The organism is Streptomyces sp. NBC_01549 (assembly GCF_026339955.1).
Lineage (GTDB): Bacteria > Actinomycetota > Actinomycetes > Streptomycetales > Streptomycetaceae > Streptomyces.
In genome coordinates this window covers 1,332,604-1,359,457 of sequence record NZ_JAPEPW010000001.1, presented here as the reverse complement: position 1 = coordinate 1,359,457, position 26,854 = coordinate 1,332,604, and the positions used below count along the sequence as shown (strand labels likewise).

General features: G+C 68.6%; 23 protein-coding genes, 2 tRNA genes and 1 pseudogene. 17 read left to right on the top strand and 9 right to left on the bottom strand.

The window, feature by feature from the left end; genetic code table 11:
* Window positions 1-39: 39 nt before the first annotated feature.
* Window positions 40-873, bottom strand: coding sequence for a hypothetical protein (locus OG819_RS05735; RefSeq protein WP_266648324.1), 834 nt, complete (start codon window positions 871-873; stop codon window positions 40-42).
* A gap of 262 nt (window positions 874-1,135) precedes the next feature.
* Here OG819_RS05735 and OG819_RS05730 point away from each other — a divergent pair, with 262 nt between their 5' ends.
* On the top strand, window positions 1,136-1,393 hold the full coding sequence (locus OG819_RS05730) for a hypothetical protein (protein WP_266628587.1): 258 nt from the start codon (window positions 1,136-1,138) through the stop codon (window positions 1,391-1,393).
* A gap of 27 nt (window positions 1,394-1,420) precedes the next feature.
* Here the strand turns inward: OG819_RS05730 and OG819_RS05725 are convergent, their stop codons facing one another.
* Window positions 1,421-2,017, bottom strand: coding sequence for a CGNR zinc finger domain-containing protein (locus OG819_RS05725; protein ID WP_266648323.1), 597 nt, complete (start codon window positions 2,015-2,017; stop codon window positions 1,421-1,423).
* 38 nt (window positions 2,018-2,055) lie between these two features.
* Here OG819_RS05725 and OG819_RS05720 point away from each other — a divergent pair, with 38 nt between their 5' ends.
* Window positions 2,056-3,258, top strand: coding sequence for an MFS transporter (locus tag OG819_RS05720; protein WP_266648316.1), 1,203 nt, complete (start codon window positions 2,056-2,058; stop codon window positions 3,256-3,258).
* Between the two features lie 115 nt (window positions 3,259-3,373).
* Here the strand turns inward: OG819_RS05720 and OG819_RS05715 are convergent, their stop codons facing one another.
* From OG819_RS05715 to OG819_RS05705, 3 genes are all read right to left on the bottom strand, one after another.
* Window positions 3,374-3,907 (bottom strand): hypothetical protein, encoded by a 534-nt coding sequence (locus tag OG819_RS05715; protein WP_266648315.1) that lies wholly within the window; start codon window positions 3,905-3,907, stop codon window positions 3,374-3,376.
* An 88-nt stretch (window positions 3,908-3,995) separates the two neighbouring features.
* Window positions 3,996-5,000, bottom strand: a complete 1,005-nt coding sequence (locus OG819_RS05710; protein WP_266648314.1) for a DUF6215 domain-containing protein — start codon at window positions 4,998-5,000, stop codon at window positions 3,996-3,998.
* A gap of 256 nt (window positions 5,001-5,256) precedes the next feature.
* Window positions 5,257-5,340 (bottom strand) — tRNA-OTHER (locus OG819_RS05705).
* A gap of 137 nt (window positions 5,341-5,477) precedes the next feature.
* Here OG819_RS05705 and OG819_RS05700 point away from each other — a divergent pair.
* From OG819_RS05700 to OG819_RS05675, 6 genes and pseudogenes are all read left to right on the top strand, one after another.
* Window positions 5,478-6,143 (top strand): transposase, encoded by a 666-nt coding sequence (locus OG819_RS05700; protein ID WP_266648313.1) that lies wholly within the window; start codon window positions 5,478-5,480, stop codon window positions 6,141-6,143.
* Window positions 6,144-6,711: 568 nt separating this feature from the next.
* Window positions 6,712-7,152 carry a reverse transcriptase N-terminal domain-containing protein gene (locus OG819_RS05695; RefSeq protein WP_323139325.1) on the top strand — a complete coding sequence of 147 codons (441 nt, stop codon included), beginning with the start codon at window positions 6,712-6,714 and terminating at the stop codon, window positions 7,150-7,152.
* 37 nt (window positions 7,153-7,189) lie between these two features.
* Entirely contained in the window at window positions 7,190-7,438 is a 249-nt protein-coding gene (locus OG819_RS05690; RefSeq protein ID WP_266648312.1) for a DUF5372 family protein, read from the top strand.
* Between the two features lie 133 nt (window positions 7,439-7,571).
* On the top strand, window positions 7,572-10,304 hold the full coding sequence (locus OG819_RS05685; protein WP_266648310.1) for a recombinase family protein: 2,733 nt from the start codon (window positions 7,572-7,574) through the stop codon (window positions 10,302-10,304).
* Window positions 10,305-10,311: 7 nt separating this feature from the next.
* Window positions 10,312-11,700: a reverse transcriptase domain-containing protein gene (locus OG819_RS05680; RefSeq protein WP_266648309.1), complete on the top strand. Its 1,389-nt coding sequence runs from the start codon at window positions 10,312-10,314 to the stop codon at window positions 11,698-11,700.
* Between the two features lie 74 nt (window positions 11,701-11,774).
* A pseudogene (locus OG819_RS05675) lies at window positions 11,775-12,554 on the top strand (transposase); the annotation flags it as partial.
* Window positions 12,555-12,782: 228 nt separating this feature from the next.
* On the opposite strand, the gene OG819_RS05670 reads toward OG819_RS05675, so the two are convergent.
* The 4 genes from OG819_RS05670 to OG819_RS05655 form a co-directional block, all read right to left on the bottom strand.
* The gene (locus tag OG819_RS05670; protein WP_266648308.1) at window positions 12,783-13,442 is read right to left on the bottom strand and encodes a hypothetical protein; all 660 of its coding nucleotides are present in this window, start codon (window positions 13,440-13,442) and stop codon (window positions 12,783-12,785) included.
* A gap of 14 nt (window positions 13,443-13,456) precedes the next feature.
* Window positions 13,457-13,876, bottom strand: coding sequence for a hypothetical protein (locus OG819_RS05665; RefSeq protein WP_266648307.1), 420 nt, complete (start codon window positions 13,874-13,876; stop codon window positions 13,457-13,459).
* Between the two features lie 67 nt (window positions 13,877-13,943).
* Window positions 13,944-14,597 (bottom strand): hypothetical protein, encoded by a 654-nt coding sequence (locus tag OG819_RS05660; RefSeq protein ID WP_266648305.1) that lies wholly within the window; start codon window positions 14,595-14,597, stop codon window positions 13,944-13,946.
* Between the two features lie 279 nt (window positions 14,598-14,876).
* Window positions 14,877-14,948: transfer RNA gene (locus tag OG819_RS05655), tRNA-Arg, on the bottom strand.
* Window positions 14,949-15,160: 212 nt separating this feature from the next.
* Here OG819_RS05655 and OG819_RS05650 point away from each other — a divergent pair.
* The 9 genes from OG819_RS05650 (at window position 15,161) to OG819_RS05610 (ending at window position 26,845) form a co-directional block, all read left to right on the top strand.
* Complete coding sequence (locus OG819_RS05650; RefSeq protein ID WP_266628630.1) at window positions 15,161-15,682, top strand: response regulator; 522 nt, start codon at window positions 15,161-15,163, stop codon at window positions 15,680-15,682.
* Between the two features lie 427 nt (window positions 15,683-16,109).
* Window positions 16,110-17,225, top strand: a complete 1,116-nt coding sequence (gene nrtL, locus OG819_RS05645) for an ArgS-related anticodon-binding protein NrtL (protein ID WP_266648304.1) — start codon at window positions 16,110-16,112, stop codon at window positions 17,223-17,225.
* A gap of 17 nt (window positions 17,226-17,242) precedes the next feature.
* Entirely contained in the window at window positions 17,243-18,634 is a 1,392-nt protein-coding gene (lysA, locus tag OG819_RS05640; protein WP_266628634.1) for a diaminopimelate decarboxylase, read from the top strand.
* Window positions 18,635-18,927: 293 nt separating this feature from the next.
* Window positions 18,928-20,226, top strand: coding sequence for a homoserine dehydrogenase (locus OG819_RS05635; protein WP_266634671.1), 1,299 nt, complete (start codon window positions 18,928-18,930; stop codon window positions 20,224-20,226).
* A 6-nt stretch (window positions 20,227-20,232) separates the two neighbouring features.
* Entirely contained in the window at window positions 20,233-21,291 is a 1,059-nt protein-coding gene (gene thrC, locus OG819_RS05630) for a threonine synthase (RefSeq protein WP_217567841.1), read from the top strand.
* 453 nt (window positions 21,292-21,744) lie between these two features.
* On the top strand, window positions 21,745-22,674 hold the full coding sequence (gene thrB, locus OG819_RS05625; protein WP_266628636.1) for a homoserine kinase: 930 nt from the start codon (window positions 21,745-21,747) through the stop codon (window positions 22,672-22,674).
* Between the two features lie 388 nt (window positions 22,675-23,062).
* Window positions 23,063-25,117 carry a transcription termination factor Rho gene (rho, locus tag OG819_RS05620; protein WP_266648302.1) on the top strand — a complete coding sequence of 685 codons (2,055 nt, stop codon included), beginning with the start codon at window positions 23,063-23,065 and terminating at the stop codon, window positions 25,115-25,117.
* A 143-nt stretch (window positions 25,118-25,260) separates the two neighbouring features.
* A complete protein-coding gene (locus tag OG819_RS05615) occupies window positions 25,261-25,494 on the top strand; it encodes a hypothetical protein (RefSeq protein ID WP_266648301.1) in 234 nt (77 codons plus the stop codon).
* A gap of 211 nt (window positions 25,495-25,705) precedes the next feature.
* Window positions 25,706-26,845, top strand: coding sequence for an LCP family protein (locus tag OG819_RS05610; protein WP_266648299.1), 1,140 nt, complete (start codon window positions 25,706-25,708; stop codon window positions 26,843-26,845).
* Window positions 26,846-26,854 lie beyond the last annotated feature (9 nt).

The following is a 26,854-nucleotide window of genomic DNA, read 5'->3' as shown; positions in this document are numbered from 1 at the left end:
GCCGCCTGCGTTCAACGTCGTTGATGTCAGTTGGTGATGTCAGTTGGTGATGTCGGATTGGATGTGTCGATGGAGCGTATCGAGGCCGAGCACCTTCGCCGAGGACGCCATCGCGCGCCGCTGCCGGCGCAGGAGTCGGGCCATCACTGCGCACACCACGACCGGCACGCTCACGAGCACAGTCCACCACGGGATGCCGAGCCACACCGACGCGGCTCCCACGCCCACGCCGACGCAGATGTTGGTGAAGGCCAACCACCTGCCGTACGGCTCCCAGACGAAGGGCGCGTAGGTGGTCGGCCTGGCCAGGCGGACCGCGCCGAATAGCAGAGACTGGGCCGCGAGGAGTGCGACGAGGACGCCTAGGGCGGCGTTCCCCTGGTGCTCGTCGCGGGGTGCGTCGGAGGTGTTCTGGCGGACGCCGTCCTTGCTGAGGACGACGATGTCGCGGCGCCAGCCGGTCGCGGTGACCTCGTCGCCCCGATGCAGCTTGTCGAAGAGCGGCCCGGAGTCGCTGAACCGCACGACCCTCTGCCAGGAGTCGTCGCCCTTGTCCTCGAGGGTCGCCTCGTAGGCCGTGACCTTTCCTGTGAACGTGGACTCGGCCTTCGTGACGGTGAAGTGCCAGGTGGTGAGGCAGTCCTTCGCCGCCACCTCCTGCGCGGTCGCCTGCGCGGGGCACGGCTCGGCTGCCCGGTAGTGCTCGTAGCGCTCCTGTTGGCCCGGCACCCACACCGTGAACGCCAGGTAGCTCAAAACCGCCCCTGTCAAAGACAGCACGATCAGCGCCACACCCGTGAGCCGCGCCCGGCCCGGCGACTTCCGGTCGGGACCGTCCTTCTTGCCCGCCGTGGCCGACGCCCGCTCTGCCATCACTGACCTCTCCACGCGCTTTTCATGAGCGAAGCAGATCTAGCACCCTTTGCCTGCTGCGTAAACCCACCATGTACCCCAGCTCCCATCCTGTCTGCTCGGCTTCGCCTGGGGCGATGGCAGACGGGATGGGAACTCCCCGCGCATGCGCCACCCTGGCCGGTACTCGCCAACGACGCCCCGTCCGTCCTGGAGTCTGGGCGCCCCCATCGGAGACTTGGCCTGACCAGTGGCCACTCTTGCGGGCTGGTGCGAGTCAGTAGTGGAGTTGGTACACGCTGATACCTATAGCGACTACCTGGAGATGGCGGAGAGCGGCGTCTACGACGACCTGCAGCAGAAGCGGATCACTGCCTGGATGGACCTCAGGAACAAGGCCGCACACGGGAGTTACGCGGACTACGACAAGTCGCGGGTACGACTGTTCATCGACGGGGTTCGGGCGTTCATCCTGCAGTGGCAGCCGACCAACCATACGAAGGGATCGCCCGGTCCCGAAGGGGAACGTAGGGAAGGTTGATCGATGTTGCGTTGGATCCTGGGCGCCTTACTTGATTTCGCTCGACTGCTCGCCGGAGTGGGAGCGTCGATGGGCTGCGACTCGTTCGCGGGTGGCGCATCGGCGGGAGCAGTAGCGGCGTTCGGGACCGCTGCCCTGGGTGATGAAGGCGTTCTGGCAGGTGGGTGATGCGCAGATCCTGCCGGGCGGGCGTTGACGGTCCCAGACGAGGACGGTCAGGGCCATGCAGGACGAGGCGAGGAGCCACTCGTCCCAGGGGGCGTTGTCGTCGCGGTCGAGGTGGGGATGCCAGGGGGTGCTGCCGCCGTGCGAGGTCAGACGGAGGGGCCCGGTGTGTTCCCGCAGGAGGCGGTTGAGTGTGACTGCGGCGTCATCGGCGTGCTCGGCGGCGAAGACTTGCCGCAGCAGGGCGGCGGCTGCGCGCATCCCGGCAACGTCGCGGGTGGTGAGGTCGATGGGGTCTGTCTCACCGTATGCGCGGAGCACGTCGGCGACTTCGGCCGGGTCGGGGCAGTCGTCAGCGAGAGCGTTGATCAGGGCGGCGCTCCGCCGAGCCGTGGTCAGCACGGAGTGACGGGTGGACCAGTCGTCGCTGTTGGGGGACACACGTGGAATGTAACGCATCTTGCTGAGTTTTGAGTTACCTCCGTAACGTCTCGACGATGAAAAAGCGTTACTCACTCCGCCTCTATCTGGCCGGGGCAGTGGCAGCTCGTGCCGGGGACGAGATGTCGGGACCGGCGCTGATGCTGACAGGATTCGCCCTGGCCGGATCGACTACCGACGCGTCGTCCCTGCTCGCGGGTATCACGATCTCCGCCGCGGTAGGGGGGCCGGTGCTCGGGGCGCTCCTCGACAGAACAGGACGGCCGGGACGTCTGCTGGCTGTGGCCCTCGTCCTGTATGCGGCGGGGCTGGGGATGATTCTCCTGGGACTCGGCCGTATGCCGTTCGCTGTCACCATCCTGATCGCAGTGGTGACAGGGCTGCTGGGGCCTGCCCTGTCGGGCGGATGGACGGCCCAACTGCCCCGTGTGGTGCTGGGCGACCACCTGCCCCGGGCGAACACCCTCGATGCCATGACGTTCAGCGTGGCGAGTCTGGCCGGTCCGGCTCTCGCCGGTGGCGTAGCAGAGGCGCTGGGAGCCCCGACGGCCGTGGTGGTCTCCGCGGGGCTCATCGCCTTGGCACTGCCCGCCGCGTGGATGCTGCCCGCCCGTCCCGGTCGGGCGAGGGGCGCTCGGACAACCTCGGTGATCAGCGACCTCGCTGCCGGAATACGGGTCATCGTCGGAAGGCCGTCTCTGGCCCGAGCGACCCTCACCTCGGTCGTCTCCTGTATCGCTCAGGGCATGCTGACGGCGTGCATCCCACTCCTGGGCGAGCGCGTCCTGGGCGGAGCCGGCCGCGGCGCGGCGCTGCTCTCCTGCGCGGCGATCTCCGCCCTGGCGGCCAACGCCGTACTCACCCGGTTTCCGCGTTCAGTCGCCCCCGACACGATCATCTGGGCCAGCGCTCTCGTCCAGGCTGCCGCGTTGGCCTTGGCCACGTGGCGTCAGCCCGTCGTGCTCATCGTGGCCGTACTCATCGCGGGGATCGGTGAAGGACCCCAACTGGCCGCCTTGTTCGCCATCCGCCACCGGGAGGCCCCAGAACACCTCCGCGCCCAGATCTTCACCACCGGCGCCAGCTTGAAAATCACCGGATTCGCCCTGGGGGCAGTGGTTGTCGGACCGGTCGTGACCCGGTCCCTTCCAGGTGCTTTGGCACTCGCAGCGAGTGCGGCGGTCCTCGCAACACTGGCTTTCTTCGCGATCCCGTCAGCAGCCGTCAACTCGTCTGAGGACCGCGCGATGTCGAGTTGACCAGGACCGAACCTTGACTCCGGACAGCCAGCCCTAAACGATCACTCAACCTTCGGTGAGAAAACCCGGCGGTCACCAACCTTCGATGACAACGCTCAACCTTCACCGCGAGGGATCAGTACGCTCGTTCGCGGTACTGCCAACGTGCGCTGGTGCCCAGAACATCGCGCATGAGTGGGGCCAGGGCGGTGCGGTGGTGGCGGAGTCGTGGGTCGTCCAGGAGCGGCATGCAGGCCGAGACGGCGGCTTGACGAACACGTAGGTCGGGGTCGTTCGTGTGTGCGTGGGCCGCTTGGAACAGGAGTGGGCGAATCTCCTGGATGTGGACTGCTGGAGCGTAGTCGTGAGGCGGGAATCCGTGGTCGCGGCTTGTGGACTCCGCTGTGGCTGCGGCGCGGGGGTTTGGGAGAATCGCGGCTACGTACAGTGCTGCCGGAACCGTGGCGTCGTACAACGTGTTCTGGTGGTGCAGCACGTGGTCGAGGTAGCGCGGTGACCTCGCCCGCCCCTCCGGGGTGGCTTCGAGTGGCGCGGCCGGCATCCCGGATGCTTCACGGGCTGGGCCCAAGGCGTGTTCCAGCGAGTCCCAGTTGGTCTCGGTGAGGACGACGTCAGGATCAGGCGGAGACGACAGTTGATGGATGGCCATGCCATCTCAGTAATAAAGTTGCACAAGACTGATGCCGTCGCCGGCAGCGCGACTGGACCGATCTTTTCGCCGAGATGTTTTCGGCGTCTCATCGGACAGGTCGTTCGGGGATCCTCGGAAGAACCTTCTCGGCGATGTTGAGGAGAGCGCTGTCGTTCGGGAAGGCTCCGGACGTGCTCCACACGGTGATTTCGCAGTAGCCGCCTCGGTCATGACGGTCCAGGGCCACGACCAGCGTCCTGGCCAGGGGGCCTTGTTCGACCGGTCCGCCGGATCCACCACTCCCGAGATTGATCTCGAGCTTCATGGTGTGATCCGAGGAGAGGACCGCGGGCCGACCGAGAACCGTAAGCGTCTTGATGTCCTTCTCATCCCCGAACTTCATCAGCTTCACGTACTGGTCGGTCGTCAGCTCGTTGTAAGTGGCCGAGACATTCACGGTGTACGTGTCGAACGTGACCTCGGCCTCCGGTTGGGCGACCTTCCCATCAGTCAGAGGAGCGGTGTTGTTGGTGCTGGAAACAGTGGTCGCGGTCTCTCCAGGCGTTCCAAGGAGCTTGGCCAGGTCTGGCCGGTTGAGCGCCTTGCACAGCTCTTCACCGGTCACGGGCTGGGGCGTGTCCTTGTAGGCATTCGGAAGCTCCTCGTGTGCCCCGCCCGAACACGAGGCGGGCTGCGGGGTGTTGTCGTCGGACGGCATGAAGCGTGGGGCCACCCACAGCGCGGCCGCGAGTGTCCCGAACACGGCCACGGCCGCGACGGCCTGGCCCCATGCGTTGTGCTCCTTCTCCGGAGTGCCCGGGCTGGGACGCGGCCCGATTCCGGCCTGGGCCTGGGCCTGGGCGGCAACATCGACTGCCGCCCCGTCTGCGGAGGCTGTCGGACTTGGGTTCCGGCGCGCGCGCAGGGCCCGGATCACCGCGTAGACGCGTATGGCGGTGAACACGAGGAACACCACGCCGAGACCAGCCGCGACCCGATCGTGATCGCGGACGGCGAGATACATGATGCGTACGCCGAGAACAGACCCGACCGCGATGAGCAGGGGCTCGCGGACCCAGAACGGCAGGAGACGGAGGAGGAAACCGAGCATCCGGCGATCTCACCAGGACAAGATCACATTCGCCATGATGGAAGCCACAGTTCCGGGCACGTACAGGGCCCGCCGAAGCAAGAGACGCCACGCCGACGACCCCGAGATCGGCTATCGGGACGACAGCGGGTGCGAGGGCTGAGCCAAGGTCAGTGCGTAACAACGACAAAGAGCCGGACCCAGTAGGACTGGGTCCGGCTCTCAATGTCTGGCACTTTGGCTGGTCAGCGACTTGATCACGCTGGTCCGGCTTCTGTGCCCCCGGCAGGATTCGAACCTGCGCACACGGCTCCGGAGCCCAGGTGAGGCCGTGAGTCTTCCCGTGGTCTGACCTGCGGGGAAGCGGGACCCTTAGCCTCGCGCTTTCATGAAGCCTGGTGTCCGACGGGTGGTCAGACAAACGAAAAGTGCCTCTGACCAGCAAGGATAAGGATTGTCGAGGTCCTAGTTCCTGCCACCGTCGGAGGCACTTCCCAGGTGAAGAAGCGTATCGGGTCCTACCCGCGCGTCCGCGTCGAGGGCGGTGGCCGGGCGGTCGTCTCGCAGGCGGGAGGCGTCCTGTTGGTGGAGACGGCCCGTAAGACCGGGCTGGACCAGGCGATATCGGCGGCTCTGGCGCCGTGGTGCAAGGCGCGGGCGGTGCACGATCCGGGGAAGATCCTGCTGGATGTGGCCCTGGCGGTCGCGCTCGGCGGGGACTGTCTGGCCGATGTGGGCATGCTGCGATCCGAGCCGGCCGTGTTCGGTGCGGTGGCCTCCGATCCCACCGTCTCCCGCCTCATCGATGCCCTCGCCTCGGCCGGGCCGAAGGCCCTGGCGGCGATCCGCACCGCACGGGCCCATGTCCGCGAACACGTCTGGAAGCTGGCCGGACAAGCCGGACCGGACGCCGGCGGACAGGTGATCGTGGACATCGACGGGGTGCTCGTGCTGGCCCACTCCGAGAAGCAGGACGCCGCCGCGACCTGGAAGAAGACCTTCGGGCACCACCCGCTGATGGCCTTCGTCGACCACGGCCCAGGCGGCAGCGGGGAGCCGGTCGCCGCTCTGCTGCGGCCCGGCAACGCGGGCAGCGTGCGACACGAGGTCGCACAGTTTGAGTGGTTGCACCGATTGGAGGTTCGACTGATGTCGAAGGTGTAGACCCGGGCCAGTGTCCAAGGCCCGTCCCCGCTTCGACGTGCGTCACTGGCAACGGTGGGGTGCGGAGCTCGAAGGAGACGCCCAAGGGTTCCCGATCCGTCCGGGGGCCACAGGCAAGGGGAAGGCCGGACGGGTGAACGCGAGTGAACCCCTGATGATGCCTCGTCACGTTTGGGCTTCGCCAGACGGAAGTCTTCAGCGGAGTGCAGGGACTGGCCGCTGAGAAGCGGCGGGTGCCGGTCGGACAGCGAACCGCCGACCGGGAGGACACCACCGTCCCCGGGGTATAGGGGGCGCCCACCCCGGTCGTATCTCAACTGTGTGGAACGTGGAAACCCCGACGGGGTCCGCTCAGGCGACTGAGCGGTGAGCCGACTGCGAGGAAGGCCCAGCCCCCGGGCGGGAACAGGATGACCCAAGAAGCGAACGCCGGCAGCTGAAAGGCAGCGGGAAGACGGGGCAACGCATTCGGCCCTCCGCCGATCGCCCTGCATAACCGGCCGGATACGGGCACGTGCCCGAACTCGAAAGGGTGCCGACGTGGGTCAGGTGAGTCTGTGGAGACCAGATGCTCGAACACCCCGAACCGAGGGACAAGTTGGACGCCCCAGCCGAGGCTGCGGTGAACGGACCTGAGGACGAGATCACCGACTGGCTGGCCGTCGACTGGCAGCAGGTCGAAGACGACGTACGGCGACTTCGGCAACGCATCTTCACGGCATCGCAGGCAGGGGACCTGAAAAGGGTCCGCAATCTGCAGAAGCTGATGCTCCGATCCCGCGCCAACATGCTGCTCAGCGTGCGCCGGGTCACGGAGATCAACGCTGGCCGCACGACCGCCGGGATCGACGGGAAGGTGGTGCTGCTACCCCAGGGCAAGGCCGAACTGGCCGACTGGATGCAGCGATCCGCCGACACGTGGAGGGCCCGGCCGGTCAGGCGGGTGTATATCCCCAAGGCAGGAGGGAAGAAACAGCGCCCGCTCGGCATCCCGACGGACACGGCATAGCGCCGTAGCGTCCAGGCAGTCTTTGGGTTCTTTGACGGTGACCCACCCGTTCCACGCGCTGGCGGGCCAGCAGTTGGACATTCTGTTCGTCAAGCGGCGCAGTGGCGCGCTGGTCTTCGTCTGCGCGTACGGCGTAAGCCGGAGTGTGACGTTGCCGCAGGAGTGGACGGATCGCGGCGGGGAGCCGGGCGGGGACCGGCTCGCGGTCGAGGGGCTGAGTGCTCTTCGTGCGCTGGTGGATGCCCTGGTGAGCCGTGGTGCTGGCGCGAGCGGAGGCGGATCCTGATGCGACGAGAGTTGTGTCGCGCATCAGCCCCGGGGCGGGCGGAAGCGAGGGGCCGTGCCGTCATCACCGCAGTGCCGCGTGGAGATGGTGATGGTGCTGGCCAACATGGTCGAGTCCGCGTTGGGAGGCAGCCGTGATCGTGAACGGGACCTCGAAGATCACAGCGTCCCACCGCTTGAGGACAGCGGCGGTCTATCTGCGGCAGAGCACGTTGATCCAGGTCCGCGACAACACCGAGTCCACGTTGCGGCAGTACGCGCTGGGCGACGAGGCGGTCCGGCTGGGCTGGGACCGCGAGGATGTGCTGGTCATCGACGCGGACCTGGGCCTGTCGGGGAAGTTCGGGCAGGTCCGGGAGGGTTTTCGCGATCTGGTCGCCAAGGTCTGTCTGGGCGAGGTCGGAGCGATCTTCGGCCTGGAGGTCTCGCGTCTCGCGCGGTCCTCGGCCGACTTCGCCCGGCTGCTGGAACTCGCGCGGCTGACGGACGTACTGCTGATCGACGACGACGGGGTCTACGACCTGACCAACTTCAACGACCGACTCCTGCTCGGCCTCAAAGGATCGATGAGCGAGGCCGAGCTGCACATCCTGTCGAGCCGGCTGCAGGGCGCGAAGCGGGCCGCCGCCGAGCGCGGCGACCTGCGGTCCCCGCTGCCGGTGGGCTACGTCTACGACGACGAGGGCAACTGCGTGATCGACCCGGATATGGAGGTGCAGGCCGCGATCCGCGACGTCTTCGCCGCGTTCGCGGCCGGCGGCTCGGCCTACCAGGTCGTCGCAGCATTCGTCGACCGACGCTTCCCGCTCCGCGCCTACGGCGGCGCGTGGGCAGGCCAGTTACGGTGGGGCAAGCTCACCCACGCCCGGGCACTGGGGGTACTGAGCAACCCTTGTTACGCGGGCACGTATGTCTATGGCCGCAACACCACCCGGCGCCGGGTCCAGCCGGACGGCAGCGTGCGCACCAGCCTGACGCGGGTACCCCGCGAGCAGTGGCCGGTGGTCCTGCATGACCACCACGAGGGCTACTGGACCTGGGCGGACTACGTGGCGGCCGAGGCGAAGCTCAAGGCCAACTGCACCCGCGACGGCGCCAGGCCGGCGCGTGAGGGACTGGCCCTGTGTCAGGGGATCATGTTCTGCGGATCGTGCGGACGCCCGATGACCACCCGCTACCACTCGAGCGGCCGGGCTGCCTACGAATGCTCGCTGTCCCGGGCCGACCACGAGGCCACCGCGACCTGCCGCTCGATCCGCGCCGACATCGTGGACGACGCCGTGGTGGCGGCACTGCTGGAAACCCTCAGCCCTGAGCACATCGAGCTGGCCCTGGCCGCCGCCGACGAGGTCGCCGGCCGGCACACCCGCTCGCACCGCGCCGCCGAGCTGGCGGTGGAGCGAGCCCAGTACGACGCGGACCGCGCCGAGCGGACGTTCACCGCCGTCGATCCGGAGAACCGCATGGTCGCCCGCACCCTGGAAGCCCGCTGGGAAGCCAGACTCGCCGCACTCGACCAGGCCCAGGCGGCCCTGAACAGCGCCCGCGAAGCCAAGCCGGCCCTGCCGGACCGCTCCGCACTGCAGGCCCTGGCCGCTGACCTGCCCGGACTGTGGCACGCCCCCGACACCAGGGACCGCGACCGCAAACGCCTGCTGCGGACACTGATCTCGGATGTGACCCTGCTGCCCGAGACCGACCGGGCCCGCGCCCGGGTCGGGGTGCGCTGGCACACCGGCGCCACCGACGAACTCGCCCTGACCCGCCCCCGGCTCTCGGCCGACATCCGGCGGACCCCGGCGGCGGCGCGGGAGTTGATCGCGACCCTGCGTCCGGACCACAGCGACGAGCAGGTCGTCGCCGCGCTCGCCGCCGCCCAGCTGACCACCGGGACCGGGCGCCCCTATGACGTGGCGGCCGTCAAGTGGGTCAGCTACACCTACAAGATCCCGGCACCGGTCCCGTTCCGGGACGGGGAGATCTGCGTGAATCAGGCAGCCCAGATCCTGGGCATCACTGCGGACGCCGTCTACTACTGGCTCACCCACGGGCGCCTGGACGCCCGCAAGGATTCCGGCGGCCGCTGGTGTATCCCGTGGAATGACCAGGTCGAAGCCAACTGCCGCCGCCAGATCGACACCTCCGGCCACCTCACCCCCCGCCCCACGACACCGCCGCAGACCTTGCCCGGCGAGGTCAGCGTCCAGCAGGGCGCCGCCCACCTGGGCGTGGTCGAGCACGCCCTCTACTACTGGATCCGCTGCGGACGGCTGACCGCGCGCAAGGACGTCGGGGGCCGCTGGTGCATCCCTTGGGACGACCAGGTCGAAGCCGACTGCCGGGACTGGATCACCCACCCCGAGCAGTTCATGCCCACCGGGCGCCGCCCACTGCCCGCCGAGGCCGCCCGAGCCGACGAGATCAGCATTCCCGAAGCAGCAGCCCGCCTCGGAGTCCTCGACGCGGCCGTGCGCTACCAAGTACGTATCGGACGCCTGCCCGCACATCGCACTCCCAGCGGCCGCATCGCCATCCCCTGGAACGACCAGGTCGAGGCCGCGTTGCGGGCCGACCTGGACCGGCCCAAACACTCCGGCCCCACCGGCCCCGGCAGTCACCCACTGCCCGACACCACCACCGCACGCGGCGAACTGAGCGTCCAGCAGGTCGCCGACCGGCTCGGCGTCCGCGCCGGCGCGGTCTACTACTGGATCGCCCGCCACCGCCTGGACGCCCACCGCGCCGCCGACGGCCGCCTGAGCATCCCCTGGACCAGCGACAACGAGGCCGCCGGTCTCCAACTCGCCGCCCAGACCATGAAATCCGACCTCACAACCCGAACACCCACAGCAGGAGGGGCAGTATGAAGCCACCATGCCGGTGATCGTTGACCGCGCTCTCCAGGCACGGGCCCTCAACGCGCTGGAGCCCGAGTGGGAGGCACGGTTCGAGCCGAAGTCGTACGGCTTCAGGCCCGGCCGTGGCTGCCATGACGCCATCGAGGCAATCTTCAACGCGGTCGGGGGAAAGAACCCGCACCGCCGGTGGATTCTCGACGCGGACCTGGCAGCGGCGTTCGACCGCATCGACCACGACCATCTTCTCCGCCAGCTCGGCACGTTCCCCGCGCGGGAACAGATCAGGCAGTGGCTGAAGGCGGGCGTGGTCGAGCGTGAACAACTCACCCCGACCGAGGAGGGAACTCCACAAGGCGGGGTGATCAGCCCCACGCTACTGAATGTCGCCCTGCACGGGCTGGAACAAGCCGCCGGGGTCCGGTACTTCCCTGACGGGATGAGGCACGCGGGCAAGTCGGAGCCGGGCACCCCCGTGGTGATCCGCTATGCCGACGATCTCGTGGCCCTGTGCGTCAGCGAGGAACAGACCCGGCAGGTCAAGCAGCAGCTCGCGGTGTGGCTGAAGCCGAGGGGACTGGCCTTCAACGAGGACAAGACGCACGTCGTCCGCCTTGAAGAGGGCTTCGACTTCCTCGGGTTCAACGTACGCCGCTATCGCAACGGCAAGCTGCTGACCAAGCCCAGCAAGGCAGCGGTGCGGCGCATTCGCAGCAGGCTCGCCGCCGAGGTCAAGGCTCTACACGGGGCCAACGCCCAAGCGGTGATCAACAAGCTCAACCCCGTGATCCGGGGCTGGGCGGCCTACTACCGCACCGGAGTGTCCAAGGAGATCTTCTCCTCCTTGGACCACTACGTGTGGCGGCTCACCTACCGGTGGGGACTGCGGGCGCACCCGAACAAGTCGAAACGCTGGGTCGTGGCCCGGTACTTCGGCGCGTTCCACCCGACCAGGCGGGACCGCTGGGTGTTCGGCGACCGGGACACCGGCCGCTACCTGGTGAAGTTCTCCTGGACGAAGATTGTCCGGCATCGGCTGGTCAAAGGTAGGGCGTCTCCGGACGACCCGGCTCTGACCGGTTACTGGGCTGATCGGCGACGGCGGCGAAAGCCTCCGCTGGGGCCGTTCGTGCTGCGGCTGCTACACGCGCAGCACGGCCGCTGTCCCGGCTGCGGCACTCTGCTGCTGCACGCCGATCAAGAGCCGCAAAGTCCCACCGAGTGGGAGCAGTGGCTCACCGCCGTCCGCAAGGCGATCCGCCGCACGGCGCTCACCACCGAGGACGGCCACCCGCCGGACGACACCGCACGCTGCCTCATGCACGCCCACTGCGCGCGATGGCGCATCGCCGCCCACGCACCGGGACCAGCAGTTCTGCCTGCCCGCGAGCCCTTGGGGCTTGCTTGAGCCGTGTGCCTGGAAAGCGGGCACGCACGGTTCTGAGGGGGCCCCGGCGCAGTAATGCGCTGGGGCTACCCGACAACACCGCCACCGACCACATCACCACGGCCCAACTCGCCCTGGCCCAGCTGTCGAAGAAGTACCGGCGCGGGCGTCAGACACTGATCCGGACCGATTCCGGCGGCGGCACCCACGAGTTCGTGGCCTGGCTGGCCAGACGCGGCCGGTGGCTGTCGTACTCGGTCGGCATGACCATCACCGACGCCATCCACCACGCCGTCCTGAAGGTTCCCGCCTCGGCCTGGACGGCGGCCACCGAACCCGGCGGAGAGATCCGTGACGGCGCCTGGGTCGCCGAGCTCGATGGCGACGTCCTCAAGGGCTGGCCGGAGGGGATGCGGCTGATCGTCCGGAAAGAGCGCCCGCACCCCGGCGCCCAGTTGCGCTTCACTGACGCCGACGGACTGCGGCTGGCCTGCTTCGCCACCAACACCACCAGCGTCCCGATCGCGGCCCTCGAACTGCGCCACCGCCAGCGGGCGAGAGCCGAGGACCGCATCCGCGCCGCCCGCGCCACCGGCCTGCGCAACCTCCTCCTCCACGACACCGCGCAGAACCAGATCTGGCTGGAGATCGTCCAGCTCGCCCTGGACCTGCTCGCGTGGATGCCGATGCTCGCCCTGACCGGCAAGGCCCGGCTCTGGGAGCCCCGCCGCCTGCGGCTCCGCCTGTTCTCCGCCGCCGCCCAGCTCGTCACCACCGCCCGCCGCCGGCACTTGAAATTCGCGACGCACTGGCCCTGGAGCAACGTGATCACCGACGCGATCGAACGACTCCAGGCCCTCCCGAATCCCGGCTGACCAGCAGCAACGACCCACCGCTACGACCAGAACCCGCACACCGGAGCAGTGGAACCCGGCGCCCACCCGACGCGACAGCCGGGTCACCGGCCTGCCCGCACCCCACCCAACAAGCCGAAACGGCCCGCCAGACGAAACCGACGAGCCGTCACGAAAGATCGAGGCTAACGTACGAAGAAACCCCGCCAGGAATTACCTGGCGGGGTTCGACCTCGTCGATCTGCCGGATCACTCTTCGTTCAAGGCAGCTCGCAGGTAGGCGATCAGATCACCGGTCGGCACGTCGACCCAGCTGGCCCCGGGCACCCCTACGCGCATGACCTCATAGAGTTCCCCGTTCACCTCGTCCACCAGAATCTGACGGCTCCTTCCGTCCATCGCATCCACACACAGGCGCACGGCACCGTGCGTGATGGTCGGGAACATGTCCCGCAGTACCTCATCCGCACGGAGGCGGCGCAGGAGGTTCCATTGGCGCCGATTGAAGTCGGACGACAGGAGTTCGGTCCACTGCGAGGAGGTGGGCTCTCCACGTTCGAGCGCCCCGACGAATTCGTCGAGCTCCAAGAACCCGAATCTCTCCGCCAGCTCGTCGAACGGTATGCCTTCCCGCCATGCGGCGACCGCTTCCACAAGCAGTCCAAGGTCCCCCGTGGAGCCGATCTCCCAGTCGAACCCGGGAATGCCGACACTCAACCGGAAAAGACGTTCCTCGGTCGCAGGATCGACCGACAGGAAACCCCTCGCCGTTTGGATGCTGACGACGTCGACGGCCCACGGCGCCAGCCCGGTGTCGCATCCGCGCAGCTGTGCTGCCTCTCGCATGGCTGGTCCAAGGCCACCCGAAGCAGTCACGTCCGGGTACAGGTCTTTCCGGTTGGTGTCCATATTCGTCGGATTCCTTAGCAGTGATGGCAGTACTCGAATTTGCCCCCGTCTACGGGATCAAGCTTCCCCAACTTTGACAGATCCGGCATGTCTATCTTTCTGAGCTCCACGACGTCACCGGCGCCCGTCGGATAATAGAACCTCACCGAACTCCATGCGCGTTGACCATTGGCGACGGCTCTCGCGATCAAGGACATCTCGTAGTCTGTGGAATGGCCGGCTTCACCAGCCAGCAGGCCGCGCTTGGCAGCGTCCATGAAGTCTCCGAATCGTTCCAGTCCCGTCATGTTGACGTGCAAGTCCACGTTCGGGTCGGCGATGGCCTTCCTCGCCAGCGAAGCGAAATCCTGCGCGCGCGCGAGGGAGAAGGTGGTGAACTTGTTCTCGGGAAGCCGAGCCCACGCGTCGAGCGCCCCATCTCTCTGCCACCCCAAGGCGACCTTGCAGGCGCTCCAGCCCGGCAGACGGCCGGGCCGCGCGCACAGCAATCAGCCTGGGCCGTCAAGCTGAGCGAGTGGCCTGGGCTTGCTCCGAGGCGAGCAGACGTCTAAGGCTCCTTCGCTCGCTATTGAGCTCAGCAAGCATCCGAGACCTATTTTGCGCGAAGTCGGGCTGGACTTCGACGCCGAGGTCATGACGCAGAGCGACCCGCAGGAGGTACACGCCGTCGGACAATGGACCGCTGAACCAAGTTCCGGCACGGGTGTACGCCCCTATGAGATCGGGACTGGTCGGCAACTGCTTTACGACGGTGTACCCGACTCCGAGCGCCCGGTTGAGGGCCGAGGCGATCTCATGGACGTCTTTCGGTAGAGCCATCTGTGCCACCGAGTAGTTCTCCAACCAAGCGTCCTTGGCAGCGTCAAGGATTGCGGGTTCCGCGGCCTGACCGCGCTCGGCCGCTCGGACTGCGTCTCGGGCAGCGACGCGGTAGGTGCGAGCCGTGGTGTTCAATCGTGCATAGAGATCCCGTCGGGCCTGCTGCGCTCGGTCGTGGCGGTCTTCTGCCCGTTCACGATCGGCCCGCTGGTTCTGCTCGCGGGTGACGCGCTGGCTGAGCACTGCCCCACCGAGAGTTCCGCCCAGTGTCCCCACAACTCCGATGAGTGCGACGGCAAGCGTGGTCACGTCCACGAGATCCCCCAACTCGTCCATTCATCTGCCTGCGGACGGCCTAAGACGGCGTGACAGGCGCATCAAGGCTTGGGCTCCCCACCCGAGCACCGTCCGACATCGGGACGAAGATAGCGGGGAGGGCGGCTGCATGGCGTGTAGGTGACGCGCCACCTGCGGCGATGCCCCAAGATCCCGTCCACGCCTCGTCCACGGACCCCGACATACGGCCGCTTCGGGCGGCATCTGGCTGCACATACGCGAAGACCCCGGCCTCAGCGTTTCCGCTGGTGACGGGGTCTTTGGGCACCTTATGAAGGGTGCCCCCGGCAGGATTCGAACCTGCGCACACGGCTCCGGAGGCCGTTGCTCTATCCCCTGAGCTACGGGGGCGTGTCAGGCGCGGTGTTCGCGGCGACGGGTAGAACCCTACCAGCTCTTTCGTGGGGGACTGGCATGGGTTTATGCGGGGGCGGGGCGGTGTTGCGGGGAGGGGGAGGGGAGGCGTCCGGAGTGGGCGTCCTTGGGGTGGTCGGGACCCCCGCACGGGGGTGGAAGTGGGGAAAACCCGGACGGCGCGGTGGGCGCGGACCTACTCTCGAGTTGTGTCAGGCGCGTCCGGTCGGGTGCTTGTTGTGGACGACAACAAGGTCATCCGGCAGCTGATCAGGGTCAACCTCGAGCTGGAGGGCATCGAGGTCGTGACCGCGGCCGACGGTGCCGAATGCCTGGACGTCGTGCATCACGTGCAGCCCGATGTGGTGACCCTGGACGTGGTCATGCCTCGGCTCGACGGGTTGCGCACCGCCGCCCGGCTGCGTGCCGATCCCCGGACGCGGAATCTTCCCCTCGCCATCGTCAGTGCCTGTACGCAGCACGAGGTCGAGAGCGGGCTCGACGTCGGTGTCGACGCCTTTCTCGCCAAGCCCTTCGAGCCTGCCGAACTTGTGCGGCTGGTACGGGAGTTGATGGAGCGGCGGGGGAGTGGGGCCGGGGGTGGCGGGGGTCGCCGGGGAGGTGGTGAGGACGGCGTGCCGTTTGGAGAGGGCGGCGGCGGTGCCTTCGACAGGGATGCGTTTGGTCCCGAGGGGCTTGGGGCCGAGGAGGCTCAGCGCGCCGGTCATTGAGTGGGTGCCGCGCCACCGAGCGCTGAGCTGAGGGGTCGGCGGCGCCTGGCCCTGCGGTCAGCCGTCCGTCCGTGCCCCTACATGGTGTGCATCGTGTTGCTGGGAGTCGCGGACTCTCCACCTCCCAGGGGGAGGGGGGCGGTGGCAGTCGTGTGACTCCGCCGTGCCGCTTCGGCGACGTCGCCGCACATCGTCCCTGTCGTCGCACTTCGTTCGTGTCGCCGCGCTTCGGCCCTGTCGCCGCAGTTCGTCCGTGTCGTGTCGCCTTGCTCCGTCCGTGGCGTGGAAGAGCGTCTGGCGCGTCGGCCGGGTGATCGGGCCGTTGCCGTGCGTCAGTCAGTGGGGCCGCTCCCTCTGCCCGTCCACATCCCGGACCCTTATTAAACCGACTCGCTTACCCACCCCCCTCCTCCCCTACGCTTGTCCCGTGACCCCCGTCGAGCTCTCCCGTACCGTGCTGCGCGCGGTGCGCTGTGCCGTGGACGAGGGGGAGCTGAACGTGGTCGTGCCGGTACGGGCGGTGGTGACGTTGCCGGGGCCGGGTGGGTGTGGGGACTACGCCACGAACATCGCGTTGCAGTTGGCGCGGCCCGCCGGGCGGTCGGCACGGCAGGTCGCCGAGATCCTGCGACCCCACCTCACCCGCAGCGACGGTGTCGCCGACGTCGCGATCACCGGGCCGGGGTTTCTCAACTTTCGCCTGGGGGGTGGCGCGGGCGCCGCTCTCGTACGTGAGATCCAGCTCCAGGGTGATGTCTATGGACACGGCGACGTCCTCGCGGGGCAGATCGTCCCGCTCCTGATCCCGTACGACATCCGGGCCGAGGTCGTCGCCGACGCGCTCGTACGGATCGTGGCCGCCCAGGGTGGCCGCGCGGAGGTGCAGCACCTGCATGCCCCGCGCATCCAACCCCCTCGTATCCATCCCCCGCGCATTCATCCCCCGCACGTCGAGACCCCGCGTACCGAGCCCCCACACACCGAGCTCACGCACCCCGAGGCGCCCCACGCCCACCCCTCGCGCCCCAAGCCCACCCCCCTGCGCCCCACCCCCGCGCGCGAAGACCCCACCCCGCTCGGTCCCGACGCCGGCCGCTGGGCCCTGCTGTATCCCGCGTCCCACGACCGGCCGCGGATCAGCGCCGATCATCTGCTTCAGCGGGAGAGCAACCCTCTCTTCCGGGTCCGGTACGCGCACGCCCGCGCCCGGGCCCTCATCCGTAACGCCGCCGCGCTCGGCTGCACCGGCGACCCCGGTGACGTACCCGGTGACGTACCCGGCGTCGACGAGCTCGTCGGGGCCCTCGCCGGGTATCCGGCCGTGCTGACGCAGGCGGCCCTGCACCGCGCGCCCGACCGGCTCGCCCGGCACCTCGTCACCACCGCCGACGCCCTCCTCGCCTTCCAGCACACCGTGCTGCCGCTCGGCGACGAGAAACCCTCGGCCGCCCACCGTGCCCGGCTCGCGCTCGCCGAAGCCGCCGGGACGGTGCTGGCCGGCGGCCTGTCCCTGCTCGGCATCAGCGCCCCTGACTATCTGTGACTGTCTGTGAGAGAAAAATGAGCCGTTCCGCACACCCCGCCGGGCCCCGTCACGCCGATGTCCTCCCCGAGGGCCACTACAGCGCCCCGCCCGCCGACCTCAACGCCCTCGACCCCAAGGTGTGGGCGCACACGGTCAGCCGTACGGACGACGGCGTCGTCCGTGTGGGTGGGATCGAAGTCACCAGGCTCGCCGAGGAGTTCGGTACCCCTGCGTACTTCATCGACGAGGCCGACTTCCGCGAGCGCGCCCGCGCCTGGCGGACCGCCTTCGGGCACGACGCCGACGTCTTCTATGCCGGGAAGGCCTTCCTCTCGCGGGCGATCGTGCGGTGGCTGCATGAGGAGGGGCTCAACCTCGACGTGTGCTCCGGCGGTGAGCTCGCCACCGCCCTCTCCGCCGGGATGCCCGCCGATCGCATCGCCTTCCATGGAAACAACAAGTCCGCGGTAGAGATCACCGCCGCCATCGAGAGCGGGGTCGGGCGGATCGTGCTCGACTCCTTCCAGGAGATCGTTCGCGTTGCCCACATCGCGCAGTCCCTCGGCAAGCGGCAGCGGGTGCAGATCCGCGTGACCGTGGGCGTCGAGGCGCACACCCACGAGTTCATCGCCACCGCCCACGAGGACCAGAAGTTCGGGATCGCGCTGGCCGACGGAGAGGCCGCGGAGGCGGTGCGGCGGGCGCTCTCGCTCGACGGGCTCGAGCTCGTGGGGATTCACTCGCACATCGGGTCGCAGATCTTCGACATGGCCGGGTTCGAGGTGGCCGCGCGGCGGGTGGTGTCGCTGCTCGCCGCCGTTCGTGACGAGCACGGGGTGGAGCTGCCCGAGATCGACCTCGGTGGCGGTCTCGGTATCGCGTACACGAGTGACGACGATCCCCGTGAGCCGCACGAGATCGCGAAGGCGCTGGGCGAGATCGTCACGCGGGAGTGCGAGGCCGCGAAGCTGCGGACGCCTCGGATCTCGGTCGAGCCGGGGCGGGCCATCGTCGGGCCCACCGCCTTCACGCTCTACGAGGTCGGCACCATCAAGCCGCTCGACGGGCTGCGGACATACGTCTCCGTGGACGGGGGCATGTCCGACAACATCCGGACCGCCTTGTACGACGCCGAGTACAGCGTCGCCCTCGTCTCGCGCACCTCCGACGCCGAGCCCATGCTCGTCCGCGTCGTCGGCAAGCACTGTGAGAGTGGGGACATCGTGGTCAAGGACGCCTTCCTGCCCTCCGACCTGGCCCCCGGCGACCTCATCGCCGTACCCGCCACGGGTGCCTACTGCCGGTCCATGGCCAGCAACTACAACCACGCCCTGCGCCCGCCGGTCGTCGCCGTGCGCGACGGTGAGGCCCGGGTGATCGTCCGCCGGGAGACGGAGGAGGACCTCTTGCGTCTCGACGTCGGGTGACCGGCCGATCGGTGCGGGAATGACCGGCCGATGGGTGTCCGAATGGCCTGTCGATCGGTGCGGGAACGACCGGCCGGTAGATGTCCAAATGAACCGGCCGGTCGATGCGAGAACGCGAGAACGACCGGGCGATCGTTGTCGGAATGCGCAGTCGGCCCAGGTGGAAGATCTCCTGCCACCAACGGTCAGAAAAATGAAATAGATGTCTCACGATCCGGACCATGGATAGAAACTCCCGTCCGGTGAGTGAGACTGGTCCAACCGTAGACGGTATGAGGAAACGAGGTCGGATGATGCGTACGCGTCCGCTGAAGGTGGCGCTGCTGGGCTGTGGGGTTGTCGGCTCAGAGGTGGCGCGCATCATGACGACGCACGCCGACGACCTCGCGGCCAGGATCGGAGCCCCCGTCGAGCTGGCGGGCGTGGCCGTCCGCCGGCCGTCCAAGGTGCGCGAGGGCATCGACCCCGAGCTCGTCACCACCGACGCCACCGCCCTCGTCAAACGCGGGGACATCGACGTCGTCGTCGAGGTCATCGGCGGTATCGAGCCCGCCCGCTCCCTCATCACCACCGCCTTCGAGCACGGCGCCTCCGTCGTCTCCGCCAACAAGGCGCTCCTCGCCCAGGACGGTGCCGCCCTGCACGCGGCGGCGGAGGAGAACGGCAGGGACCTCTACTACGAGGCCGCCGTCGCCGGTGCCATCCCGCTGATCCGGCCGCTGCGCGAGTCCCTCGCCGGTGACAAGATCAACCGTGTGATGGGGATCGTCAACGGGACGACGAACTTCATCCTCGACAAGATGGACTCCACCGGAGCCGGCTATCAGGAGGCCCTCGACGAGGCCACCGCGCTCGGGTACGCCGAAGCCGACCCGACCGCCGACGTCGAGGGGTTCGACGCGGCCGCCAAGGCCGCCATCCTCGCCGGAATCTCCTTCCACACGCGGGTGCGCCTCGACGACGTCTACCGCGAGGGCATGACCGAGGTCACCGCCGCCGACTTCGCCTCGGCGAAGGAGATGGGCTGCACCATCAAGCTGCTCGCCATCTGTGAGCGGGCGGCGGACGGGGGATCGGTGACGGCGCGCGTGCATCCGGCGATGATTCCGCTGAGCCACCCCCTCGCCTCCGTGCGCGGCGCGTACAACGCGGTGTTCGTCGAGTCGGATGCCGCCGGGCAGCTCATGTTCTACGGGCCGGGCGCCGGCGGCGCCCCGACCGCGTCCGCCGTGCTCGGCGACCTCGTCGCCGTCTGTCGCAACAAGCTCGGCGGCGCGACCGGGCCCGGCGACTCCGCGTACACCCAGCTGCCCGTCTCGCCCATGGGCGAGGTCGTGACGCGCTACCACATCAGCCTCGACGTGGCCGACAAACCTGGTGTTCTCGCCCAGGTGGCCACCGTTTTCGCCGAGCACGGCGTATCGATCGATACGGTGCGTCAGCAAGGACGACAAGACGGAGGCGGCGAGGCATCTCTCGTCGTCGTCACCCACCGAGCGTCCGACGCGTCCCTGAACGGGACCGTGGAGGCGCTGCGCAGCCTCGACACCGTGCGGGGTGTCGCCAGCATCATGCGGGTTGAAGGAGAGTAACCAGCAATGACCCACCAGTGGCGCGGAATCATCGAGGAGTACCGGGACCGGCTTCCGGTGTCCGACAGCACGCCGGTCGTGACGCTCCGTGAGGGCGGTACGCCGCTCGTGCCCGCGCAGGTGCTCTCCGAGCGCACGGGCTGCGAGGTCCACCTGAAGGTGGAGGGCGCCAACCCGACCGGGTCCTTCAAGGACCGCGGTATGACCATGGCCATCACCCGGGCCAAGGAGGAGGGTGCGAAGGCGGTCATCTGCGCCTCCACCGGCAACACGTCCGCCTCCGCGGCCGCGTATGCCGTGCGCGCGGGCATGGTGTGTGCCGTGCTCGTCCCGCAGGGCAAGATCGCCATCGGCAAGATGGGCCAGGCCCTCGTGCACGGCGCGAAGATCCTCCAGGTCGACGGCAACTTCGACGACTGCCTGACGCTCGCGCGCTCGCTGTCGGACAACTACCCGGTGGCGCTGGTCAATTCGGTCAACCCGGTGCGCATCGAGGGACAGAAGACCGCCGCCTTCGAGATCGTGGACATGCTCGGCGACGCGCCCGACATCCACGTCCTGCCGGTGGGCAACGCGGGCAACATCACCGCGTACTGGAAGGGTTACACGGAGTACGCCGCCGACGGCATCGCCAAGCGGACCCCGCGCATGTGGGGCTTCCAGGCCTCCGGCTCCGCGCCCATCGTGCGCGGCGAGGTCGTCAAGGACCCGTCGACGATCGCCACCGCGATCCGCATCGGCAACCCGGCCTCGTGGAAGTTCGCGCTGGCCGCGCGGGACGAGTCCGGCGGTTTCATCGACGAAGTGACGGACCGTGAGATTCTGCGCGCCTACCGGCTGTTGGCCGCGCAGGAGGGCGTTTTCGTCGAGCCCGCGTCCGCCGCGTCCGTCGCCGGTCTGCTGAAGGCCGCCGAGCAGGGCAAGGTCGACCCCGGCCAGCGGATCGTCTGCACGGTCACTGGAAACGGGCTCAAGGACCCGGACTGGGCCGTTGCGGGTGCCCCGCAGCCGGTCACCGTTCCTGTGGACGCGGCCGCGGCGGCGGAGCGGCTCGGACTGGCGTAGGGCGGGAGGGCTCGGACCGGCGAACGACGGGGTGGGCAGGTGTGGCGTAAAGCCGCCTGGCGCACATCCGCCAGAAGCCGTCGGGGCTTGTCAGGGGCCCTCAGTGGCGGGCGGAATTCGCCAGAAGTTGGCGAAATCCGGCCGCCGCCCCGGCTATCCCTAGCGCAACCCGACAGGGGGTGCACGGGGGGCTTACGACACGCATCGTGCGCCTCCTGTGCGCCCTATGTCGCCACAGAACCTTCCTTCGATAGGCTGTACCGAACCCGCCCGCCGCATATGCCGCGGTGCCGCGCCGTCAGTGCAGTCAGGGCAGTCACTGAGGTCTCCGGGTCTTCCGTACGTATCGCAGTCCCTTTCGCAGTTCATCCGAAGTACGCAGTTCCTCTCGCAGCACCTCGAAGCACATCGGAAATCTCGTACATCACGCAGCTCAAGGAGAGTCATCGAGCGATGGCCGGTCCAGCGTTCCGCGCCGCCGCCGTCCGGGTGCGCGTCCCCGCCACCAGCGCCAACCTCGGGCCGGGCTTCGACGCCTTCGGCCTGTCACTGGGGCTGTACGACGACGTGGTCGTCCGGGTGGCCGACTCCGGGCTGCACATCGACATCGCAGGTGAGGGCAGCGAGACGCTGCCGCGTGACGAGAGTCACCTCCTCGTACGATCCCTGCGCACCGCCTTCGATCTGCTGGGCGGACAGCCGCGCGGCCTCGAGATCGTCTGCGCCAACCGCATCCCGCACGGGCGGGGCCTCGGCTCCTCCTCGGCCGCCATCTGCGCCGGAATCGTCGCCGCGCGTGCCGTGACCATAGGCGGCGACAGCAAACTCGACGACACCGCGCTTCTTGAGCTCGCCACCGAGATCGAGGGCCATCCCGACAATGTCGCGGCCTGTCTGCTCGGCGGTTTCACGCTCTCCTGGATGGAGGCCGGAGCCGCGCGGGCGATCAGGATGGACCCTGCGGATTCCATCGTTCCGGTGGTTTTCGTTCCCGGAAAGCCGGTTCTCACCGAGACCGCGCGCGGTCTGCTGCCGCGCACCGTTCCGCATGTCGACGCCGCCGCCAACGCGGGCCGGGCCGCACTGCTCGTCGAGGCCCTCAGCCGGCGCCCCGAGCTGCTGCTGCCCGCCACCGAGGACCGGCTGCACCAGGAGTACCGCGCCCCGGCCATGCCGGAGAGCGCGGCGCTGGTGGAGCGGCTGCGGGCCGACGGCATCCCCGCGGTGATCTCCGGCGCGGGCCCCACCGTCCTCGCGCTGGCCGATGAGGAATCCGCCGACAAGGTCGCTCATCTCGCGGGTCAGGGGTGGGCCGCCAATCGGCTGGACCTCGACGACGCGGGGGCGTGCGTCCTGCCGCTCGCCCCGGCGGGTGTCCATTAAAAGCGCGCGGTTGCCGGATTTGGAGAGGGGGAATGTTTGTTGGATCCGGTAGTGTTAACCTCAAGTCTGCACCCGACCCCACCATGGCGAGGTGCTTCGTGTCCCCGTCCGGGACAACCATTCTTCCGGGAGCCTCCCAAACTGCTTTGTGCCATGCATTGGGTGCTATGCGCTGAGCAGTGCTGAGCACGCTCCGGAACCGGCGTGACCGTGCCGATGACACCGCAATTCAGTGCCACGGCTCCGGAATCGTCATCACCAGATATGCCTTCCGCCTCTTTGGCGGACCACCGCCCCGGCACGGTCCACACAGCAAGGACCTAAGCCGGACAGCACAACCGGTCGCCGAGCCAGACAGGCCGACGTCCGCTCCAGGGAAGGACCCTTCGTGAGCGACACCACCGATCTGATGGGCGCACGTGTCGAGGAGACCGCTGCCGCGCCCGCCACGGACGCCTCTGCCGCGCCTGCCTCCGGTGCCGGCTCCCGGCGGCGCCGCGGTACCGGCCTCGATGGCATGGTGCTGGCCGAGCTGCAGCAGGTCGCGTCCGGCCTCGGTATCAGGGGCACCGCGCGGATGCGCAAGAGCCAGCTGATCGAGGTCATCAAGGAGGCGCAGTCGGGCGGGGGTGCCTCGGCCAAGGCCGCTGCCTCCTCCGCCGGGGACGCCACCGAGACCAAGCCGAAGCGCCGGGCCACCTCCAAGGCCCGTACGGGCGATGACGCCGCTCCGGCCGCCGAGAAGAAGGCCGCCGAGAAGCCCGCCGCCGAGAAGGCCGTGGCCCAGCAGCAGATCGAGATCCCCGGCCAGCCGGCCAGTGACGACGCTCCCGCGAGTGAGCGTCGCCGTCGTCGTGCCGTGGCCGAGGCCGGCAGCCCCGAGACGGTCGCCGCCGAGGCGAAGAGCGAGCCGAAGGCCGCCGCTGTCGAGGCCTCCGCCGAGACCAGGACCGACGCCGGTGAAGGTGTCGACGGTCGGCAGGGCCGCCGGGACCGTCGTGACCGCGGTGAGCGTGGCGACCGCGAGCGGGGCGGCCGTGACCGTGACCGCCGTGGCGGCAAGGGCGACGAGCAGCAGCAGGGCCAGGGCGGCGCCGGCCAGCAGCGCCAGGAGCGTCAGGACCGTCAGCAGCAGCAGGGCGGCGGCCGACAGGACCGCCAGGACCGTCAGCAGCGCGACAACGGCCCGCAGGACGACGACGACTTCGAGGGCGGACGCCGCGGCCGTCGCGGGCGTTACCGCGACCGTCGGGGCCGTCGCGGCCGCGACGAGTTCGCCGCCAACGAGCCGCAGCTCGCCGACGACGACGTCCTGATCCCCGTCGCGGGCATCCTGGACATCCTCGACAACTACGCGTTCATCCGTACGTCCGGCTACCTGCCGGGTCCGAACGACGTGTACGTCTCGCTCGCCCAGGTCCGCAAGAACGGTCTGCGCAAGGGTGACCACGTCACCGGCGCGGTCCGTCAGCCCAAGGACGGCGAGCGCCGCGAGAAGTTCAACGCGCTCGTGCGCCTGGACTCGACCAACGGCATGGCCCCCGACTCCGGGCGCGGGCGACCGGAGTTCAACAAGCTGACGCCCCTTTACCCGCAGGACCGGCTCCGTCTGGAGACCGACCCGGGTGTGCTGACGACCCGCATCATCGACCTCGTCGCACCGATCGGCAAGGGCCAGCGTGGTCTGATCGTGGCCCCGCCGAAGACCGGCAAGACCATGATCATGCAGGCGATCGCCAACGCGATCACGCACAACAACCCCGAGTGCCACCTGATGGTCGTCCTGGTCGACGAGCGTCCGGAAGAGGTCACCGACATGCAGCGGTCGGTCAAGGGCGAGGTCATCTCCTCGACCTTCGACCGCCCGGCCGAGGACCACACCACGGTCGCCGAGCTCGCCATCGAGCGTGCCAAGCGTCTGGTGGAGCTGGGCCACGACGTCGTCGTCCTGCTCGACTCGATCACGCGTCTGGGCCGTGCGTACAACCTCGCCGCCCCGGCCTCCGGCCGCATCCTGTCCGGTGGTGTCGACTCGACGGCCCTCTACCCGCCGAAGCGCTTCTTCGGTGCCGCGCGCAACATCGAGGACGGCGGTTCGCTGACCATCCTCGCCACCGCGCTCGTCGACACCGGGTCCCGCATGGACGAGGTGATCTTCGAGGAGTTCAAGGGCACCGGCAACGCGGAGCTCAAGCTCGACCGGAAGCTCGCCGACAAGCGCATCTTCCCGGCGGTGGACGTCGACGCGTCCGGTACGCGTAAGGAAGAGATCCTGCTCGGCAGCGACGAGCTCGCCATCACCTGGAAGCTGCGCCGCGTGCTGCACGCGCTCGACCAGCAGCAGGCGATCGAGCTGCTGCTCGACAAGATGAAGCAGACGAAGTCGAACGCCGAGTTCCTGCTGCAGATCCAGAAGACGACGCCGATGCCGGGCAACGACTGACGACATCCGCACCGCCGAGGGCCGCTCCCGTCACACGCGTGACGGGAGCGGCCCTCGGCGTTTCGCCTGGGCGGCGGCGAGCCGACGCGAGTGAAGACGCGCGGCCCGCTGGTTCGTGTCGTTCCCGTTCGAGAGGACGGACCGTGCGGGGCGCCAGAGGTCCTGGCCGAATCCCCGACCCGCGCCGGGACTTCCCGCACGGGCGCCAACTGGGCGCGGTCGACGGGTTCTTGCTGTCGGGTAGGACCTGCTCGGCGTGCGGCCCGGTGCGCGACGAGTCGCGAGAACGCGGCGTCGGCGACGGCAAGGCCGACGAGATCTTTGCCACAGTCGTCACGATCGGTGCCGATTTCGAGCGGTACGACATCTTCGGCTGAAATCGCAGGTGAGCGGGGTTTTTCCGAGCTCACTCGTCACACACTGTGCCCATAGTGCCACGCGGTGGGCACGCTGCCTTGTGCAACCCTTTCCCCAGTTTCGCCGTCTGACCGTGCGGAGTGAACATGGGGCAATACGTGTCACGCCGACGGAATGGGCTTGGCCCTGGAAGCAGGGGGTAACCGACCGCAACGAGGACAAGAGGAGCACATGCCTGCCGAGAGCATGCCGGAACCCGGCACACCGGGCGAGCCCGGCACGAGCGTCCCGCGTCGCCGCGCGAAGGGCAGCCGCCGCAAGCCGCGCGGCACGCGAAGCAAGGCCCTGCTCATCACGGCCTGGACCGCGGCGGGCATCGTGGTGCTGGGGGGCACCGGCGCCGGTTACCTGTACTTCAAGCTCAACGGCAACATCAAGACCGTCGACATCAACCAGGCCCTCGGTGCCGACCGGCCGCTGAAGGTCGACAACGGCTCCGAGAACATCCTGGTCCTGGGCTCCGACACCCGCTCCGGCAGCAATAAGAAGCTGGGTGGCGGCACCGACGACGGCAGCGCCCGCTCGGACACGGCGATGATCGTGCACATATACGAGGGCCACAAGAAGGCCGGCGTGGTCTCCATACCCCGCGACACCCTCGTTCCGCGCCCCTCCTGTACCGACGCCAAGGGCGTCACCCACGCCGCCGCGACCAGCGTGATGTTCAACTCCGCGTACTCCACCGGCGGGGCCGCCTGCGCGGTGAAGACCGTCGAATCCATGTCCGGTATCCGCATGGACCACTACATCGAGGTCGACTTCAGCGGCTTCCAGAAGCTCATCGACGACCTCGGCGGTGTTCGGGTGACCACCACCAAGAACATCAAGGACCCCGACAGCCATCTGAACCTGACCGCCGGCACGCACACCCTCGACGGACAGCAGGCGCTCGGCCTCGTCCGCACCCGGCACGGCGTCGGCGACGGCTCCGACCTCGGCCGCATCCAGCTCCAGCAGGCGTTCATCAAGGCCCTGGTCAACCAGGTCAAGCACATCGGCGTGCTGTCCAGCCCCACGAAGCTGTACGACCTCGCCGACACCGCGACCAAGACCGTCACCACCGACTCCGACCTCGGCACGGTCAAGAACCTCGCGTCCTTCGCCAACGGCCTCAAGGGCATCAGCTCGTCGAACATGAACATGGTGACGATGCCGGTCCAGTACGACAGCGCGGACGCCAACCGCGTCCTCGTCGACAAGGCCAAGGCGCAGCTGGTGTGGACCGCCCTGAAGAACGACCGGACGATCCCGAAGGCGGCGACGAAGGGCACGGCCACGGGCACCGCCAAGGGCGTCGTCAGCTCGGGTTGAAGCCGGTAC